A 15,766-nucleotide genomic window follows, 5' to 3' on the forward strand; every position below is an offset into this window, starting at 1 on the left:
GTATGAAAGGCGGAATTATGGATAAAAGAGTTTTATTGATCGGTATACAGAAGAGCTTCATGGTTAATGCCATTGTAGTGGGCTTGCAGAAAGAGGATTACGAAGTGATCAGAGTGGAGCCCTCTCCAAGTGCTATTGAAGCTATTGCCGATAAACCCGATATTTATGTGCTCTATCTTGGGGATCTTACTTCAGAATACTCACCAGTTTTTGAGTACCTCAATGAACAGATCGATTCAGAAAGATTCCTTCTCTATCTCATTGGAAACAATGAAGAACTTACGCTTGCCACATTATATATTGGCAAGGAAAAGATCCAGGAAACTTATTTAAGGCCGTTGGATGTTAAGCTTTTGGCTGGACATCTCAACACGGCTGTGAACTATAGTGCAGTTGATGAGAGCCTTAGAAGGAAGATTCTTATCATTGATGATGATGGTGCTATGCTCAGGATGATGAAGACCTGGCTTTCGGTCAAGTATCATGTCTATATGGCAAGTTCTGGTAAGATAGCCCTTACCTTCCTTGCCCAGAACCCTGTTGATCTGGTGCTTTTAGACTATGAGATGCCGGTCATGAGCGGACCTGACGTGTTAAAAGAAATAAGGAATACCCAGAAGATCAAGGACACACCTGTCATCTTCCTTACAGCAAAGGATGACAAGGAAAGTGTCATGAAGGTAGTTGGCCTTAAACCGGCTAAGTACCTTTTAAAATCTATGCCCAAGGACAAGCTTATCGCGGCTATAGATGACTTCTTTGGAATTGAAGAATAAACATAAACAGGAAGGTGTAAATATATGATTTCCAAGCTGATAGACAAGATTGAAAAGACCGGAGCACCGATAGTTGTGGGCCTTGACCCCAAACTGGACTTTATTCCTGATAAGGTTAAGGAAAAGTGCTTTGAGGAGAAGGGAAGGAATCCGGAAGGGGCAGCAGAGGCTTTTTGGCAGTTCAACAAGGAGATAATTGATAATATCGCAGATATCGTTCCGGCAGTTAAGCCCCAGATAGCTATGTATGAGGAGCTTGGAATACCGGGACTTATAACCTTTAAAAAGACTGTAGATTACGCAAAAGAAAAGGGACTTATAGTAATAGGCGATGTCAAGAGAGGCGATATAGGATCTACTTCAGAATCCTATGCTGTGGGACATCTTGGAAGCGTTCAGATCGGCGATAGCTCTTTTGCCGGATTTGATGAGGACTTTGCTACAGTAAACCCTTACCTTGGTTCTGACGGAGTAAAGCCCTTTATAAATGTATGTAACAAGAATGACAGAGGTATCTTTGTTCTGGTAAAGACTTCAAATCCTTCAAGTGGTGAATTCCAGGACAGACTTATTGATGGAAGACCACTTTACGAGATAGTTGGTGAGCAGGTTGAGAAGTGGGGAATGGATTCCATGGATGGAGCCTACAGTAATGTGGGAGCTGTTGTTGGTGCAACTTATCCGGAGATGGGCAAGATCCTCAGGGACATAATGCCTCATGCATATATTCTCGTTCCCGGCTATGGCGCCCAGGGCGGAAAGGGAAAAGACCTTGTTCACTTCTTTAACAGTGATGGACTTGGAGCGATAGTAAACTCCTCAAGGGGCATAATTGCTGCATGGAAGAGTGATTCCTACAAGCAGTTTGCTGATGGAAAAGTCGGTGAAGCAGCAAGAGCCGCAGCCCTTGATATGAAAGAAGATATAGCAAAAGCACTCTCAAAGTAATATTTTTTGGAATTTTTATAAACAAATTCACGTTAAACGTGATAACATTGATATATACAAAAAGATGAGGAGGAGGCTATGCGATACGTAGAAACCAGTCATATTAAGATTGCTGACGTAGAAGCCAGACTGGACGGCGCAAATCAGCTGATCGATGATTACATCTTCGATTGTGGCCTTAAGGAGAAGGAAGCTCTTCGGCTAAGACTTCTCTCAGAAGAGGTTTTAAGACTTGCTAAGTCTATCATTGGCCATGGAATTATGGATTTCTGGCTGGAGGGTAATTCAAGAGTAACTCGAATTCACCTGTTATCAGATAACCACATGGATAAGGAGAAGCAACAGGAGCTTATTTCTGTATCTTCTACCGGAACCAATTCCAGCGAAGAAGGATTCTTTGGTATATTAAAATCAATGTTCTCCATGCAGGGGCTGGAGGAAAATACCTGGTCACTTAAAGAGTATCAGGCCAAGATAATGGAAAAGAGAGCGAGCGACAAGTACTCTCAGGAAGCCTGGGATGATCTGGAGAGATCACTGGTAGCGAATCTTGCGGACAACATTGAAGTCAGTGTTAATAAGAACGAAGTCAGCATGGTGGTGACTAAGGATTTCTCAGAGGCTCTCAGCACTGTTGGATCAAGAGTTCCTGAGATTACCACTCAGTTCACCTTTGTTGACAGCGACAAGATAAAGGATGATAAGATCTACGCTAAGGCGGATGAGCTTATAGCAGATCTTGGACTTACTCCCAAGGATGCAGTCCATATGAAGCTTCTCTTTGAAGAGACAGTTGGAATGCTCAAGGCTCTTACAGCTGATTACCACGCAGCAATCTGGTTTGAAAAATATAAACATGAGTGCTGTATCAGAGTAACCGGTAAGACGGAGATGAGTCAGGATAAGAAAGAAGGACTCCTTGATATGGCTTCCCAGAAGGGTAATACCCTTGTTAAGGGCTTCATGGATAAGGTGGCAGACGTCATTGAAAACGGCCTTCTGAATTATAACAACGTAATGAAACTTCAGCAGGAGTACGGCGGCGGAACAGTTAATTACGGAACAATGGGTATGTACAATGGTATCGAGGGCATGGCAGATGCCGGAATCATGTGGTCCTTGTACGAGTATAAGGATGCACTTAAAGATGCCAAGGACGATCAGGAGCATGCACAGGCTGCCTGGGATGAACTGGAGAAATCCATCGTTGCAAGCCTGGCAAAGGATGTTCTTGTAGGAGTTAAAGGAAATCGACTTGATATAACTATTGTCTGTGATATAAAATAATACTAAGAGAGGTGGATGAAATGACTATCAACAAAACAGCAAATGGAAAAGAGCTTGTTATCGCACTGGAAGGAAGACTGGACACAACAACAGCACCACAGCTTGATGAAGAGCTTAAGACAGCACTTAACGGAATTGAGGATCTTAAGTTTGATTTCTCAAAGCTTGAGTACATTTCTTCTGCTGGACTTCGTGTTCTGCTTTCAGCTCAGAAGGTTATGAACAAGCAGGGTTCAATGGTGATCAAGAATGTTAACGAAGAGATCCACGAGATCTTTGAGGTAACCGGATTCGTTGATATCCTCACAATTGAATAATTAACAAAAAGAGATCCTCCGTTAGCCAAAAGCTTTCGGAGGATTTTTATAGTCCTTTATAGGCTTTAGTAAGATACAGGGACAAGATTACAAGTCCCAGAGTCTCTGTCACGTGGTAAATAAGTGACGTCCATACAATTCCGATTTCTCTTCCCATCAGATACACCGTCTGCATCTGAAGAACCCCGAAGGATAAAAGAAATAACAGAAGAATAACAAGAGATGAAATCTTTAAGTACTTATCGTTTAGAAAGATTCCTGTCATGACCACTCCAAGCAGGATTGCAGCCAGGATCTCCATGTACTTAAAACCGTGAGTCATGTTGTAGAGCATAACGAAAGTGCCGTCGCTCATTCCTGAATTGGCTGATAGAGCATCCATAAGCATTGCTATGAAGCGCCTGTACATTATGGAGGTAAAGCCATAGATAAGTTCAGCTCCAATAAAGATAACAGCCCAAAGCTGAAGGAGTCTGTTTACAGAGGAAACAGAAAGGGATGCTATCTTGTCCTTAAGGTATTCTTTTTGAAGCTCTCCAAATCCCTGCTGGTCCTCTTTGGGGACCAGCTTCATGTAGTGATTTAGCTTTTGCCAGGAAAAATAGAATATTACTGCCACCAGGATTATCTGGAGCGCAGATATGACAAGCTGTGAACGCCATAAATAAATATCCAGCATGTCAGGAGTGGCGGAACTGGTCTTTTGAAGGATTATCCTTAAGAGACCTTCGCAGAAAGCTGCCACAATTTTAACTACTGCAACCTTTAATATGGAGCTGGACAGAATGTGTTTTTCTACGCTTATATACAAGAGTTAATGCCCCTTTTTCTTAGTGTTCGTATAAATCTTTGTACATTTAGAATATCATAAACTAATTATAAACGAAAAGTTATAAAAGTTTAATGATTAGACCGTACATATCGCGGCGGTTTGATGGTATTGTAGTTATTGACCAATGAAATAAAATTACAGTATTGGAGGGGAATAAGATGAAGAACACATTTTGGCTGCGAATCTGTGCAATACTTCTTTCAATCTGCACCGTTCTGTCAGGTGTGACGGCATTTGATATCATCAGAGCCTATGCAGGGGAAGATGAAACACATGCAACGGGGCTGATTGTCCCGGATGATCCTGATGATTATCACACTGATCCGGTATTTCCGGACAATCCGGATCCTCCAGAGCCGGATCCTTTTGATTACAATCTTGTATGCTATACCCCCAGTATTTCTTTTGGAACAGTTGAGGCAGGCAGTATTGTTCCTGCGAAGCAGTTTTCAATCGTAAATGTGGGTAACACCTCTTTTCCGCTTACATGGGCAGAGGTGGATGAATATACAGCCTTTGATATTGGCTATATAACCCCAAGCCTTGATATGGATCCGGGAGATTCAGTGACCTTTTCTGTTTCACCCAGAGAAAATCTTCAGCCGGGAACATATTTGGGAAGCTATACCTTCTATTCAGCCAACGACATAAGGATGCACCATACTGCTATTGTGAACCTGTCAATAACTGTTCAGGACACAACACCTTACATCACCAGTGTGGATATCATTCCGGGGTCAATCACCCTTCCTGTGGGAAAGGACTATAATTTTGACGTTTCCGTTCAGGGTGGAAATGGCTATGATCCTACAGTTTCCTGGTCGCTTTCAGGTAATCAGAGCGCAAATACTACTATTGATTCAAATGGTACACTGAGTATTTCTCCAAATGAGACTGCTTCATCCTTTGCAGTAATAGCAACCTCTCGTCAGGATCCTTCCATGGCAGATGCGGCGTCGGTTTCTGTTACGTCAGTTGACTACATGATCAGCGTAAAGGGTGATCCTACAGATGGCGGAGCTGTAGCTGGTGGCGGCGCTGTAAGAAGCGGTGGAAGCTGCACTGTATCGGCTTCTCCAAACAATAATTATGCATTCCTTGGCTGGTATGAGGGAGGAAACCTTATTTCCAACAGCGGTCAGCTAAGGCTTGACAATATCTCAAGTGACAGGAATCTGGTGGCAAAATTCCAGAGACAGACCTGCTATGTAAGGACCAGTGTCAACAATGGCGATGCAGGAACCATCACAGACAGCCAGTCGGTAGCTTACGGCGGAAGCATGACAATTACTGCCAAGGCAAGGGATGGCTATGAATTTGCCGGGTTTGTTGAGAATAACAGTACCATCAGCAATTCCTCTTCTATACAGATCAATAATATAACCACAGACAGAAACATCGTCGCAGTGTTTAACAGAGCTAAGTGCAACGTAAATGTTTCGGTATATCCTCAGGATACAGGTAAGTACGAGGGTGCAGGAAATTACAATAAGGGCACACAGGTTGACCTCACAGCTCAGGCCTATGACGGCTATGAATTTGCCGGATGGTCAATAAACGGTCAGATTGTTTCTACCGACACCAAGTACACCATAAAAGAGATCAGAAACGACGTTAATGTGGTTGCTAATTTCAGAAAGAAGAATGCAAACACCTACAAAATACTTTCCGGAATTGCAACAGTAGGAGGAAGCATTACTCCAAGCGGAGACTATGTGATCACGGAGGGCGGAAGCGTTACCTACAACATCGTTCCTCAGGCTGATTACAACATTAGTGCCGTAGTAGTTGATGGAAAGAATATCGGAGCAGTATCAAGCTATACTTTCAACAACGTAAAGGGTGCACATACCATCGCCGCCAGCTTCGAGAGAAAACCTCAGCCGGCACCTGCAAAGGATAATACTTCTACAAAGAATAATACCGGTTCCAACACCAGTGTTCCTGCAGCTCAGAAGAAGGATACCTCAAAGGATCAGAAGAAGACTGAGTACAATACAGATACTGCAGCGCAGGGTGCTATTCCTGAACAGAATATAGTTGAAACCGAAATCCCAACAGAGGTCACAGAGCTTGAGGGAGAGGAATATGAGGATGACAGCTTTATTCCTGCAACTGAGATCACTACAGACAATACACCGGTATACACCGGAGGCGTAATGGCTAAGCACGATCTTGACGAGGATACTTTAAGGATACTTGTCAACGACAACGCAGTTATGCCAATGCTCAAGGAAGCCTTTGAAGATGGAACACTTCAGATCACTGTCAACAATTCTTATGCAGAGGATAAGCAGGAAACAGCCGTGACATTGTACCACAGCCAGCCTACTCTTATTAACTTCGAGGATGTAGTGTTCGAGACTCTTACACCTGATGAGAAGATGGATGTGCTTAAAGGAAAGCCTATATCCTTCAACATTGATATCACGGAGAATACAGCTACTGTTGATGAGAGCACCAAGAAGCTGATGCAGAAGAAGGTTGGGTATAAGCCTGTCAGCTACTTTGATTTTCTGATAATGAAGACCAGTGGAGGTACTACTACAGTTATTGATAATACTGCAGCAGAGCTGGAAGTAGTTGTTCCGATCCCTGATGAATATAAGAAGCCGGGAAGGAAGTTCTTTGTAATCAGAAATCATAACGGAGTAGTGGATGTTCTGGATGATATCGGAAGTGATCCCAATACCGTTACCTTCAAAACAGACAGATTTTCCGAGTATGCAATAGCTTACGAGGCTATCAACATAAATAAGCTTGTTTTGAGGATTTTGATCATATCATTTGTTTCGCTGATACTTGCAATAATTTGTTTCGTAAATCTTGTAAAATACAAGAGAAATGAAAGAAGAGCAAGGCGAAAAATATGATATAATAACTATGTGTTTACTATTTATTGACTGAATAAAGTATGAAAGGAAGGACAACAGGATGAGTTTGCAGTTTGCTAAGGGACAGGTTATTTTCCGTGAGGGAGATAACGGAGAGAGCTTTTTTGTAGTGGACAAAGGGGCTGTTGGTATCTACACAAATTATGAGACAGATAGCCAGCAGAAACTCACAGAAGTTAAGGAAGGCCATATCTTTGGTGAGATGGCACTGGTTGATGCATTCCCAAGAAGTGCCACAGCTGTAGCTTCAGAGGATACAGAGCTGTCTGAGTTTAAGCTTGACGAAGTAAAGGGATTTTTTGAGAACAACCCTGATAAGATCAAGCTGATCCTTACTGAGCTTGCCGGAAATCTTTCCAGACTTACCGGAGAATATAATGAGGTTTGTTCTACTATTAAGGAGCTTTACCCTGCTAATGAGGAGCGTAAGCCTTCACTGGCTGACAAGATCAAGAAGATCGTTGCCAACTATGAGCTTATGAGCAAGTCAAATCAGCCTAGTGCTGAGTTCCTTCGTGAGACCGGGCAGTCAGGACACAAGGATGGCTTTGCTAAGAAGGTTGAGAAGTATAAGAAAGGTACAGTTATCTTCAGAGAAGGTGAGATGGGAAGATGCATGTATGACATCCACTATGGAACCATCGGCATCTATACTGATTATGGAACACCAAAGGAGAAGTGCCTTACAACTCTTTATGCCGACAAGTTCTTCGGAGAAGTTGGTATGCTTGGAAATGAGCCAAGAACTGCCACTGCTGTAGCATTGGAAGACAATACAATGCTCGAAGCAATTTATACAGATGATTTTGAGGAATTGTTCCAGAAGAATCCTGCAAAGATCGAGATGATCCTTAAGCACCTTTCCTTCAGGATCAGAAGACTTACATATGAGTATGTAAATGCCTGCAAGCTGGTTTATGACGCTGCTCAGGCTGAACTTAAGCAGTCTGTAAATGATGAGATCAAGAAGAAGGCACAGGAATACTCATCAAAACTTTACGATTAAAAACTGTTGCCCGCTCTTCGAAAATGGAGAGCGGGCAAATTTGTACAGACAAAAGCCCTTTTGGAGGATTGCCAATGCCTGATTCGTCCGCTCTTATTCAGCAGAATATCATTCTGAACATGTCAGAGGGGGTTATGTCAATTGGTTTTGACGGCGTAATTTCTTTCTGTAATCCATCTGCGCTTTCAATACTAGGATTTGAAAGGGAAGAGGTTGAGGGGAAAAAGTTTGCTGCCTGCTTCTTTGACAGTGAGGACAACGACGAGTTTACCCAGACTATCCTGGATGCGGTCTATGACAGGGAACATACCCATGAAAAGATCGTGCCTTATAAGTGTGGAGATAAGGTTAGGCAGCTTAGAGTTGTAACCTCCTTCCTTCAGGAAGCAGGAAAAAAGGTCGGGATAATAGCAGTATTCAACGACCTTAGCGAGCTCATGGACCTCAGGGATGCTGTGAAGTCCATGGAAAAGATACAGGCCCTGAATAAACAGCTTGAGCTTAGAAATAAGCTTCTTAACGAGACTTTTGGACGATTCCTTTCAGACGATATCGTGAAGCAGCTTCTTGATACACCCGATGGTCTTTCACTTGGTGGCAAAAAGAAGAATCTCACCATTCTTATGAGCGACCTGCGAGGCTTTACAGCTATGAGTGAGAGGATGGATCCGGCAGAGCTTATTACAATGCTGAACCATTATCTTGGCGAGATGACTGAAGCTATCCAGAAACGTGGCGGAACCATAATTGAGTTTATGGGAGATGGTATCTTTGCCATATTTGGTGCGCCTCTTGATTCCAAGACCCATGCATCCGACGCTGTTGCTGCAGCCATCGACATGCAGGCAAGAATGGATTCCATCAACAGGTGGAACCTGGACCATGGATACTCTGTTCTTGAGATGGGCATAGGGATTAATACCGGTGAAGTTATTGTAGGAAATATTGGCTCCGAGAAGAGGACCAAGTACGGCGTTGTTGGAAGCAACGTAAACCTGACAGGAAGAGTTGAGAGTTACACAATAAACGGTCAGATCCTTATTTCCTCCAGTACCAGAGCGGCTGTGAACAGTGATCTTACTGTGGCAAAAGAGATAGTGGTGCGTCCTAAGGGCGTTGAAACAGATATAACCCTCACTCAGGTAACCGGAATAGGTGAACCCTATAACATTTCCGTTGATGTTAAGAGTACCATGCCAAATAAGCTTGAGCAGGTGATCCCTGTTACTTTCCACAAGCTGGACGGAAAGCATGCAGATGCCACAAATCTGTATGCTGGAATTACTTCTATTGCCAGTGATATGGCGGTGATCGACACTCAGGCAAAGCTTGAAATATACGACAATATACAGATAGATGCGGGAGGAAAGCTTTACTGCAAGGTTCTTGAGAAAACCGATGAAGGATATCTTCTTCACTTTACAGCTGTACCATCAGGCTATAAAGAGTGGAGAAAGAAGGTTGGACTATGAAGATTTCTTTTGATCTGGATGAAGTTCTTTTCGTTAATGAAGACACCCATGAGGTTGAGCCGGAACTGAGATTTCCCTTGAACAAGATGTTCCCGGAGCGGCTTCGAAAGGGGACTCCGGAACTTATAAATGAGCTCCAGAGAAGGGGATTTGAGGTTTGGGTCTACACCTCATCCTTCAGATCCGAGGCATACATAAAGGCTTTGTTCAGAAATTATGGAATAAAATTTGACAGCATAGTAAATGGGCACAGGCATAAAAAAGAAGTCCAGGGAAACAGAGAGGCGACTCTTCCTCAGAAAATGCCTTCTCACTACAGGATCTCTCTTCACATTGATGACGAGGAGATTGTAGTGAAAAATGCCAGACAGTATGGTTACAGGGTTTTGCAGGTTTGCGAGCCTGATGAACACTGGGCAGAAAAGATAATCAACGAAGCAGAGCGCATTAGGAAATTAGAAGAGGGCTAAATATGGCAGCAAGGACGGAACTTTTTAAAAGAATACTGGAAGATGTAGAGAGATATAACGGACTTCATGAGACTGTCAAAGCAGGTTTTTTTGAGAGGCTTTTTACGCATCATCTTTCTCCGGACGACATGCATCCCAATCCTGATGATGAATTCTCTATGGCCAATATTGGCCCTAATGAGAAAATCATACAGAAGTACTGTCAGGAGGCGGTGGAATGCCTGAGGGAAGGTAATAATTCCGGAATCTATCCTGAACCTATCATCGTTGAGAAGATGAAGGTTGGTGGATTTATGATAATAAACGGACACCACAGATGGGCCGGCGCTGTTAAAGCACAGGTCAAGAAGGTCAGGGTGGCCATTGTTAATCCCAGACAGAGTGTTATTGATTCCTGATATTTCTTTTTATGAAAAGAGGGTTTGATTATGGGAAAAGAATTTACCCAGGATGAGCTAAATAAGAGAATGGTCTTTGTGGAATCCTTATTTGAGAAATATGGGGCAAAGCCCCAGGAACTGAATGAAAAGCAAAGGGAAAAATTTGGACAAAGAAGGATATTCAAGCATGAGGACAGCTTCTTTCGTGTTGATAACATGCAGTTCCAGGAGGGTGAAAAGCCCTTCATTGTCATTAGCTGTACTGACGATGAAAAATATGCCAGCGTAGGTATGCTGGATGATATAGACGCACTTGAGGCGGATGTTGCAGACGAGGAGCTTGAAAAGGCTGTTCGTTATGCTTTTGGGGTAGAACCTTATCCGGAAGATTATTCTTCAAATAAATAGAATTATTTGTTATACTCTTTTAGAGAATTGAAAGGAGTGTGAGGGGTATGGAAAGGTACAAAGAAGAATTTATCGAGTTCATGGTGGACAGCAATGTTCTTAAATTTGGAGAATTCACACTTAAGAGTGGCAGGAAGTCTCCATTTTTCATGAATGCAGGAGCCTATGTGACAGGTTCACAGCTTCGTAAGCTTGGAAATTATTATGCGAGAGCAATCCATGATACATTTGGACTGGAGTTTGACGTTCTCTTCGGACCTGCTTATAAGGGCATCCCTCTTTCTGTAGTTACCAGCGTAGCTATAAGCGAGCTCTATGGCAGAGAGATCAGGTACTGCTCTAATAGAAAAGAGATCAAGGACCACGGGGACAAGGGAATCCTTCTTGGAAGTAAGCTCCGTGACGGCGACAGAGTCCTTATCATAGAGGATGTTACCACATCAGGTAAGTCCATCGAGGAGACAGTGCCTATCATTCAGGCTCAGGCAGACTGTGATATTGTAGGCCTTATGGTTTCCCTGAACAGACAGGAAAAGGGTCAGGATTCAGACCAGAGCGCTTTGGATGAGATCAAGGACAGATATGGTTTTGGCGCACATGCCATCGTTACCATGGAGGATGTTGTAAATTATCTGTACAACAGACCAATTGATGGTGAAGTTCTTTTGACAAAAGAGATAAAGAAATCAATCGACGAGTACTACGCAGAGTACGGCGCTAAATAATCAGGCTATTTGGAGGATACAATGAACGAAAAGACATATAAGACAATGGGCGGAGCCGGAGCTCTTAATATAGCATTCGGAGTTATTGCTATAGTTGCAGGAATTTCAATGGGAGTACTTCTTATCATTAGCGGAGGAAAGCTCCTTTCCGGCAGGAAGAATATTATCATCTAATGAAAAAATCAGGAATAAGATTCAAAATTAAAAAATTAGAACCGGTCAGAGACCGATATATGTTCACTGACAACAGACATCCCGAGAAGGGCATAATGTCAGCAATTTTGGGAGTGATCTCAGTGAGTGCCCTGATCGCCGCTGTAGTATTTACCTACAGAGACGGGGGGCAGGCACAGATAAAATACGCCGCAGCGGCTTTAGTTGCGGCCATTTTTTCTGTTGTGGGATTTATTCTCGGAATCATGTCAAGATTTGAACGGGATATTTTTAAGCTTTTCCCTAATCTGGGTATAGTGCTGAATCTTCTTTCTATTATATTTGTGGTTTTTATCCTGGTTTTGGGATTGACGTGAAAGAAATGTTAAATCTTTGGTAATTTTATAGCACAATATTTTGTATTGTGTTATGATATCTGCGACAAGATGTGGTTGATACAGAGCCAAGCGAATACATATTTAAATACAGATATCATGCTTGCATGTATAGATGTATTTAAATATGTATTCATTTGGCGGATATCCGACAACGAGGAAATGCTTGCATTTCCGAGTCTTGGCTCTGCGATAGATACAAGGGAGGAAGCATGGCTAAAGTAGGAATAGTAATGGGCAGCGATTCAGATATGCCGGTTATGAGCAAAGCTGCTGAGATACTTGATCAGCTTGGCATCTCTTATGAGATGAGGATCATATCTGCCCACAGGGAACCCGATGAATTCTTTGAGTATGCGAAGACCGCTGAGGAGAAGGGCTTTAAGGTGATCATTGCCGGTGCCGGAATGGCAGCTCATCTTCCTGGAATGTGCGCAGCAATATTCCCTATGCCGGTTATCGGTATTCCTATGCATACCACGTCTCTTGGAGGACGTGATTCTTTATATAGTATAGTACAGATGCCTTCAGGCATACCTGTTGCTACAGTTGCCATTAATGGCGGCGCCAATGCCGGACTATTGGCAGCGAAGATACTTGCTACAAGTGACAACGAGCTTCTTCAAAAGCTTAAGGATTACAGTGCTTCTTTGAAGGATGCTGTAGTGGCTAAGGACAAGAAGCTTCAGGAAGTTGGATACAAGAATTATTAATAAGGAGAGCGTATGGCACTGGATTACAGAACAGCCGGCGTCGATATCGAGGCTGGGTACAAGTCGGTAGAACTGATCAAAGGCTATGTTAAGGAGACCATGAGACCTGAGGTTTTGGGTGGTCTTGGTGGATTCTCGGGAGCCTTTTCAATGAAGGGTATAAAGGACATGGAGGATCCGGTTCTTTTATCCGGAACTGATGGCGTAGGAACCAAGATTAAACTGGCATTCCTTTTGGATAAGCACGACACTATAGGAATCGATGCAGTTGCCATGTGCGTAAATGATGTGGCCTGTGCAGGTGGAGAGCCACTTTTCTTTTTAGACTACATTGCCTGCGGAAGAAATATCCCTGAGAAGATAGCAGCTATCGTAAAGGGTGTTGCCGAGGGGTGTAAGCAGTCTGACTGTGCTCTTATTGGCGGTGAGACAGCTGAGCATCCGGGACTTATGCCTGAAGATGAGTATGATGTTGCCGGATTTACAGTAGGTGTCGTTGATCGCAAGGATATGATAGACGGCAGCAATATAAAGGCCGGAGATGTACTTATCGGTGTAGCTTCAACCGGAGTACACAGCAACGGATTTTCACTGGTCCGCAAGGTTTTCGACATGACTAAGGAGAGCCTTGAGACCTACTATGATGAGCTGGGAATGACTCTTGGAGAGTGTCTTTTAACACCAACCAGGATTTATGTAAAGATGATGAAGTCCATCAAGAATGCGGGAGTTAAGGTAAAGGGCTGCAGCCATATTACAGGCGGCGGATTTTACGAGAATATCCCAAGAATGCTTCCTGATGGAATAAAGGCTGTTGTTAAGAAAGACAGCTATGATATTCCTCCTATCTTCACTCTCATGCAGAAGAAGGGGGGAATTGAGGAGAAGATGATGTACAACACCTATAACATGGGCCTTGGAATGGTCCTTGCTGTTGATAAGGCTGATGTTGACGCTACTCTTAAGGCTATTGAAGCTGCAGGAGACAAGGCGTGGGTAGTAGGAAGCGTCGAGGCAGGCGAAAAGGGTGTTGAACTTGTATGAGAATCGCAGTTCTTGTGTCAGGAGGCGGAACAAACCTTCAGGCAATTATCGATAGTATAAATGAGGGCAGGATCACTAATACTGAGATCTGCCTGGTATACAGTAATAATCCAAAGGCCTATGCCATAGAGAGGGCCAAAAAGGCAGGGATTCCCTATGTGGTGAAGAGCCCAAAGGAATTCGAAAACAGACAGGAGTTTAATGAAGCTCTTTTACAGATCCTTAAGGATGCTGATCCGGATCTGATCGTTCTTGCAGGCTGCCTTGTGGTTATACCAAAGGAAGTTGTAAGGGCCTTCGAGGGCAGGATCATAAACATTCATCCCTCCCTTATTCCTTCTTTTTGCGGAACCGGGTTCTATGGTCTTAAGGTTCATGAGAAGGTTCTTGAGAGGGGCGCGAGAGTGTCCGGAGCCACAGTTCATTTTGTGGATGAGGGGACGGATACGGGACCTATAATACTTCAGAAGCCTGTAATGGTCAGAGATGATGATACTGCAAAGACCCTTCAGAGGCGCATCATGGAGCAGGCTGAGTGGAAGATAATGCCCATGGCTATTGACCTTCTTGCTAACAACAAGGTCAAAGTTGAGGGTAATAAGGTTGTTATTGAAGACTACGATCAGAACATTGTAGATAGCTTATAAAAGTTAAGGGGAATGAAAATGAAAGTATTGATTGTTGGTGGAGGAGGCCGTGAACACGCAATTGCTGAGGCAGTGTCCAGAAGCAGTCGTGTAGACAAGATCTATTGTGCACCTGGAAATGGTGGAATTGCGGAGCTTGCCGAGTGCGTGCCTATAACGCCAATGGAGTTTGATAAGCTTGTTTCTTTTGCAAAAGAAAAAGCTATCGATCTTACAATTATCGGAATGGATGATCCGCTTGTTGGCGGAATCGTTGATGCTTTTGAAGCTGAGGGACTTAGAGTATTTGGCCCAAGGAAGAATGCAGCTATCCTTGAGGGTTCTAAGGCTTTTTCAAAGGATCTTATGAAAAAGTATGATATTCCTACAGCTGCCTATGAGACTTTTGATGATGCAAAAAAGGCACTGGAATATCTTGAAGGTGCGAAGTTCCCTATCGTACTTAAGGCCGATGGACTTGCCCTTGGTAAGGGAGTTCTTATCTGCCAGGATCTTGAGGAGGCGAAAGCCGGAGTAAAGCAGATTATGGAGGATAAGAAATTCGGTGACGCAGGTAACCACATGGTCATCGAGGAGTTCATGACGGGAAGAGAAGTATCTGTCTTGTCATTTGTTGACGGAAAGACCTATAAGCTCATGTCTTCAGCTCAGGACCACAAGAGAGCAGGAGATGGAGACACAGGACTTAACACCGGTGGAATGGGCAACTTTTCACCAAGTCCTTTCTATACAGAGGAAGTTGACAAGTTCTGTCGTGAAAAGATCTTTGGCAGGACTGTGGAAGCTATGGCTAAGGAAGGCAGACAGTTCAAGGGAGTTATCTTCTTTGGGCTGATGCTTACTGAGGATGGACCAAAGGTTCTTGAGTATAATGCAAGATTTGGTGATCCTGAGGCACAGGTTGTTCTTCCAAGACTTAAAACTGATATAATAGATGTTTGTGAGGCGTGTATAGATGGTACACTCTCTGACCTTGATCTTGAGTTTGAGGATAAGGCAGCAGTGTGCGTAGTACTTGCCAGCGACGGCTATCCCCTTGCTTACGAGAAGGGCAAGCTCATAAAGGGACTTGAAAACTTCAAGGGCAAGGACGGTTACTATTGCTTCCATGCAGGAACCAAGGCTACAGCCGAGGGAATTGTTACAAATGGTGGAAGAGTGTTGGGAATCACAGCTAAAGGGGACACTTTGAAGGAAGCTCGTGCTAAAGCATACGAGGCCACAGAGTGGGTTGACTTTGAGAATAAGTACATGCGCCATGATATAGGTAAGGCAATTGATGAAACGGAGGAGTAAAAT

General features: G+C 43.4%; 18 protein-coding genes. 17 read left to right on the forward strand and 1 reads right to left on the reverse strand.

From position 1 onward, the window contains the following. Positions 1 to 17: 17 nt before the first annotated feature. The 4 genes from BO18_RS11685 to BO18_RS11700 all read left to right on the forward strand — a co-directional run bounded on the left by BO18_RS11685 (position 18) and on the right by BO18_RS11700 (position 3,328). Positions 18 to 776 (forward strand): response regulator, encoded by a 759-nt coding sequence (locus BO18_RS11685; protein ID WP_034446378.1) that lies wholly within the window; start codon positions 18 to 20, stop codon positions 774 to 776. 24 nt (positions 777 to 800) lie between these two features. Next, positions 801 to 1,724 carry an orotidine-5'-phosphate decarboxylase gene (pyrF, locus tag BO18_RS11690; RefSeq protein WP_034446379.1) on the forward strand — a complete coding sequence of 308 codons (924 nt, stop codon included), beginning with the start codon at positions 801 to 803 and terminating at the stop codon, positions 1,722 to 1,724. Positions 1,725 to 1,802: 78 nt separating this feature from the next. Continuing rightward, positions 1,803 to 3,011, forward strand: coding sequence for a hypothetical protein (locus BO18_RS11695; RefSeq protein ID WP_034446380.1), 1,209 nt, complete (start codon positions 1,803 to 1,805; stop codon positions 3,009 to 3,011). Positions 3,012 to 3,031: 20 nt separating this feature from the next. Next, complete coding sequence (locus tag BO18_RS11700) at positions 3,032 to 3,328, forward strand: STAS domain-containing protein (protein WP_034446381.1); 297 nt, start codon at positions 3,032 to 3,034, stop codon at positions 3,326 to 3,328. 46 nt (positions 3,329 to 3,374) lie between these two features. Here the strand turns inward: BO18_RS11700 and BO18_RS11705 are convergent, their stop codons facing one another. Then, entirely contained in the window at positions 3,375 to 4,139 is a 765-nt protein-coding gene (locus BO18_RS11705; protein ID WP_034446382.1) for a hypothetical protein, read from the reverse strand. A gap of 179 nt (positions 4,140 to 4,318) precedes the next feature. On the opposite strand from BO18_RS11705, the gene BO18_RS11710 reads away from it, so the two are divergent. The 13 genes from BO18_RS11710 (at position 4,319) to purD (ending at position 15,763) form a co-directional block, all read left to right on the forward strand. Next, positions 4,319 to 7,033, forward strand: coding sequence for an InlB B-repeat-containing protein (locus BO18_RS11710; protein ID WP_034446383.1), 2,715 nt, complete (start codon positions 4,319 to 4,321; stop codon positions 7,031 to 7,033). Between the two features lie 61 nt (positions 7,034 to 7,094). Beyond that, on the forward strand, positions 7,095 to 8,060 hold the full coding sequence (locus BO18_RS11715) for a cyclic nucleotide-binding domain-containing protein (RefSeq protein WP_034446384.1): 966 nt from the start codon (positions 7,095 to 7,097) through the stop codon (positions 8,058 to 8,060). Between the two features lie 74 nt (positions 8,061 to 8,134). Further along, positions 8,135 to 9,532 carry an adenylate/guanylate cyclase domain-containing protein gene (locus BO18_RS11720; protein ID WP_051688678.1) on the forward strand — a complete coding sequence of 466 codons (1,398 nt, stop codon included), beginning with the start codon at positions 8,135 to 8,137 and terminating at the stop codon, positions 9,530 to 9,532. Beyond that, a complete protein-coding gene (locus BO18_RS11725) occupies positions 9,529 to 10,002 on the forward strand; it encodes a hypothetical protein (protein ID WP_034446386.1) in 474 nt (157 codons plus the stop codon). Before BO18_RS11720 ends, BO18_RS11725 begins: the two co-directional genes overlap by 4 nt. A 2-nt stretch (positions 10,003 to 10,004) precedes the next feature. Then, positions 10,005 to 10,400, forward strand: a complete 396-nt coding sequence (locus BO18_RS11730) for a ParB N-terminal domain-containing protein (RefSeq protein ID WP_051688679.1) — start codon at positions 10,005 to 10,007, stop codon at positions 10,398 to 10,400. Between the two features lie 30 nt (positions 10,401 to 10,430). Further along, positions 10,431 to 10,790, forward strand: a complete 360-nt coding sequence (locus BO18_RS11735; protein ID WP_034446388.1) for a hypothetical protein — start codon at positions 10,431 to 10,433, stop codon at positions 10,788 to 10,790. Positions 10,791 to 10,837: 47 nt separating this feature from the next. Next, positions 10,838 to 11,515, forward strand: coding sequence for an orotate phosphoribosyltransferase (gene pyrE / locus BO18_RS11740; protein ID WP_034446389.1), 678 nt, complete (start codon positions 10,838 to 10,840; stop codon positions 11,513 to 11,515). A 21-nt stretch (positions 11,516 to 11,536) separates the two neighbouring features. After that, the gene (locus tag BO18_RS34845; RefSeq protein ID WP_034446391.1) at positions 11,537 to 11,689 is read left to right on the forward strand and encodes a hypothetical protein; all 153 of its coding nucleotides are present in this window, start codon (positions 11,537 to 11,539) and stop codon (positions 11,687 to 11,689) included. Further along, positions 11,689 to 12,045: a DUF6142 family protein gene (locus tag BO18_RS11750; RefSeq protein WP_034446393.1), complete on the forward strand. Its 357-nt coding sequence runs from the start codon at positions 11,689 to 11,691 to the stop codon at positions 12,043 to 12,045. Before BO18_RS34845 ends, BO18_RS11750 begins: the two co-directional genes overlap by 1 nt. Before the next feature lie 230 nt (positions 12,046 to 12,275). Next, complete coding sequence (gene purE / locus BO18_RS11755; RefSeq protein ID WP_034446394.1) at positions 12,276 to 12,776, forward strand: 5-(carboxyamino)imidazole ribonucleotide mutase; 501 nt, start codon at positions 12,276 to 12,278, stop codon at positions 12,774 to 12,776. 18 nt (positions 12,777 to 12,794) lie between these two features. Next, positions 12,795 to 13,820 carry a phosphoribosylformylglycinamidine cyclo-ligase gene (gene purM, locus BO18_RS11760; protein ID WP_034447308.1) on the forward strand — a complete coding sequence of 342 codons (1,026 nt, stop codon included), beginning with the start codon at positions 12,795 to 12,797 and terminating at the stop codon, positions 13,818 to 13,820. Then, positions 13,817 to 14,467, forward strand: a complete 651-nt coding sequence (gene purN / locus BO18_RS11765) for a phosphoribosylglycinamide formyltransferase (protein ID WP_034446395.1) — start codon at positions 13,817 to 13,819, stop codon at positions 14,465 to 14,467. The genes purM and purN overlap by 4 nt, the downstream gene beginning before the upstream one ends. 18 nt (positions 14,468 to 14,485) lie before the next feature. Beyond that, positions 14,486 to 15,763 carry a phosphoribosylamine--glycine ligase gene (gene purD / locus BO18_RS11770; protein ID WP_034446396.1) on the forward strand — a complete coding sequence of 426 codons (1,278 nt, stop codon included), beginning with the start codon at positions 14,486 to 14,488 and terminating at the stop codon, positions 15,761 to 15,763. Positions 15,764 to 15,766 lie beyond the last annotated feature (3 nt).

Source organism: Butyrivibrio sp. AE2032 (assembly GCF_000702965.1).

Excerpts from the sequence above, each read along its gene's own strand:
- BO18_RS11685 (WP_034446378.1), top strand. The coding sequence starts at position 18 with ATGGATAAAAGAGTTTTATTGATCGGTATACAGAAGAGCTTCATGGTT.
- pyrF (WP_034446379.1), top strand. The coding sequence starts at position 801 with ATGATTTCCAAGCTGATAGACAAGATTGAAAAGACCGGAGCACCGATA.
- BO18_RS11695 (WP_034446380.1), top strand. The coding sequence starts at position 1,803 with ATGCGATACGTAGAAACCAGTCATATTAAGATTGCTGACGTAGAAGCC.
- BO18_RS11700 (WP_034446381.1), top strand. The coding sequence starts at position 3,032 with ATGACTATCAACAAAACAGCAAATGGAAAAGAGCTTGTTATCGCACTG.
- BO18_RS11710 (WP_034446383.1), top strand. The coding sequence starts at position 4,319 with ATGAAGAACACATTTTGGCTGCGAATCTGTGCAATACTTCTTTCAATC.
- BO18_RS11715 (WP_034446384.1), top strand. The coding sequence starts at position 7,095 with ATGAGTTTGCAGTTTGCTAAGGGACAGGTTATTTTCCGTGAGGGAGAT.
- BO18_RS11720 (WP_051688678.1), top strand. The coding sequence starts at position 8,135 with ATGCCTGATTCGTCCGCTCTTATTCAGCAGAATATCATTCTGAACATG.
- BO18_RS11725 (WP_034446386.1), top strand. The coding sequence starts at position 9,529 with ATGAAGATTTCTTTTGATCTGGATGAAGTTCTTTTCGTTAATGAAGAC.
- BO18_RS11730 (WP_051688679.1), top strand. The coding sequence starts at position 10,005 with ATGGCAGCAAGGACGGAACTTTTTAAAAGAATACTGGAAGATGTAGAG.
- BO18_RS11735 (WP_034446388.1), top strand. The coding sequence starts at position 10,431 with ATGGGAAAAGAATTTACCCAGGATGAGCTAAATAAGAGAATGGTCTTT.
- pyrE (WP_034446389.1), top strand. The coding sequence starts at position 10,838 with ATGGAAAGGTACAAAGAAGAATTTATCGAGTTCATGGTGGACAGCAAT.
- BO18_RS34845 (WP_034446391.1), top strand. The coding sequence starts at position 11,537 with ATGAACGAAAAGACATATAAGACAATGGGCGGAGCCGGAGCTCTTAAT.
- BO18_RS11750 (WP_034446393.1), top strand. The coding sequence starts at position 11,689 with ATGAAAAAATCAGGAATAAGATTCAAAATTAAAAAATTAGAACCGGTC.
- purE (WP_034446394.1), top strand. The coding sequence starts at position 12,276 with ATGGCTAAAGTAGGAATAGTAATGGGCAGCGATTCAGATATGCCGGTT.
- purN (WP_034446395.1), top strand. The coding sequence starts at position 13,817 with ATGAGAATCGCAGTTCTTGTGTCAGGAGGCGGAACAAACCTTCAGGCA.
- purD (WP_034446396.1), top strand. The coding sequence starts at position 14,486 with ATGAAAGTATTGATTGTTGGTGGAGGAGGCCGTGAACACGCAATTGCT.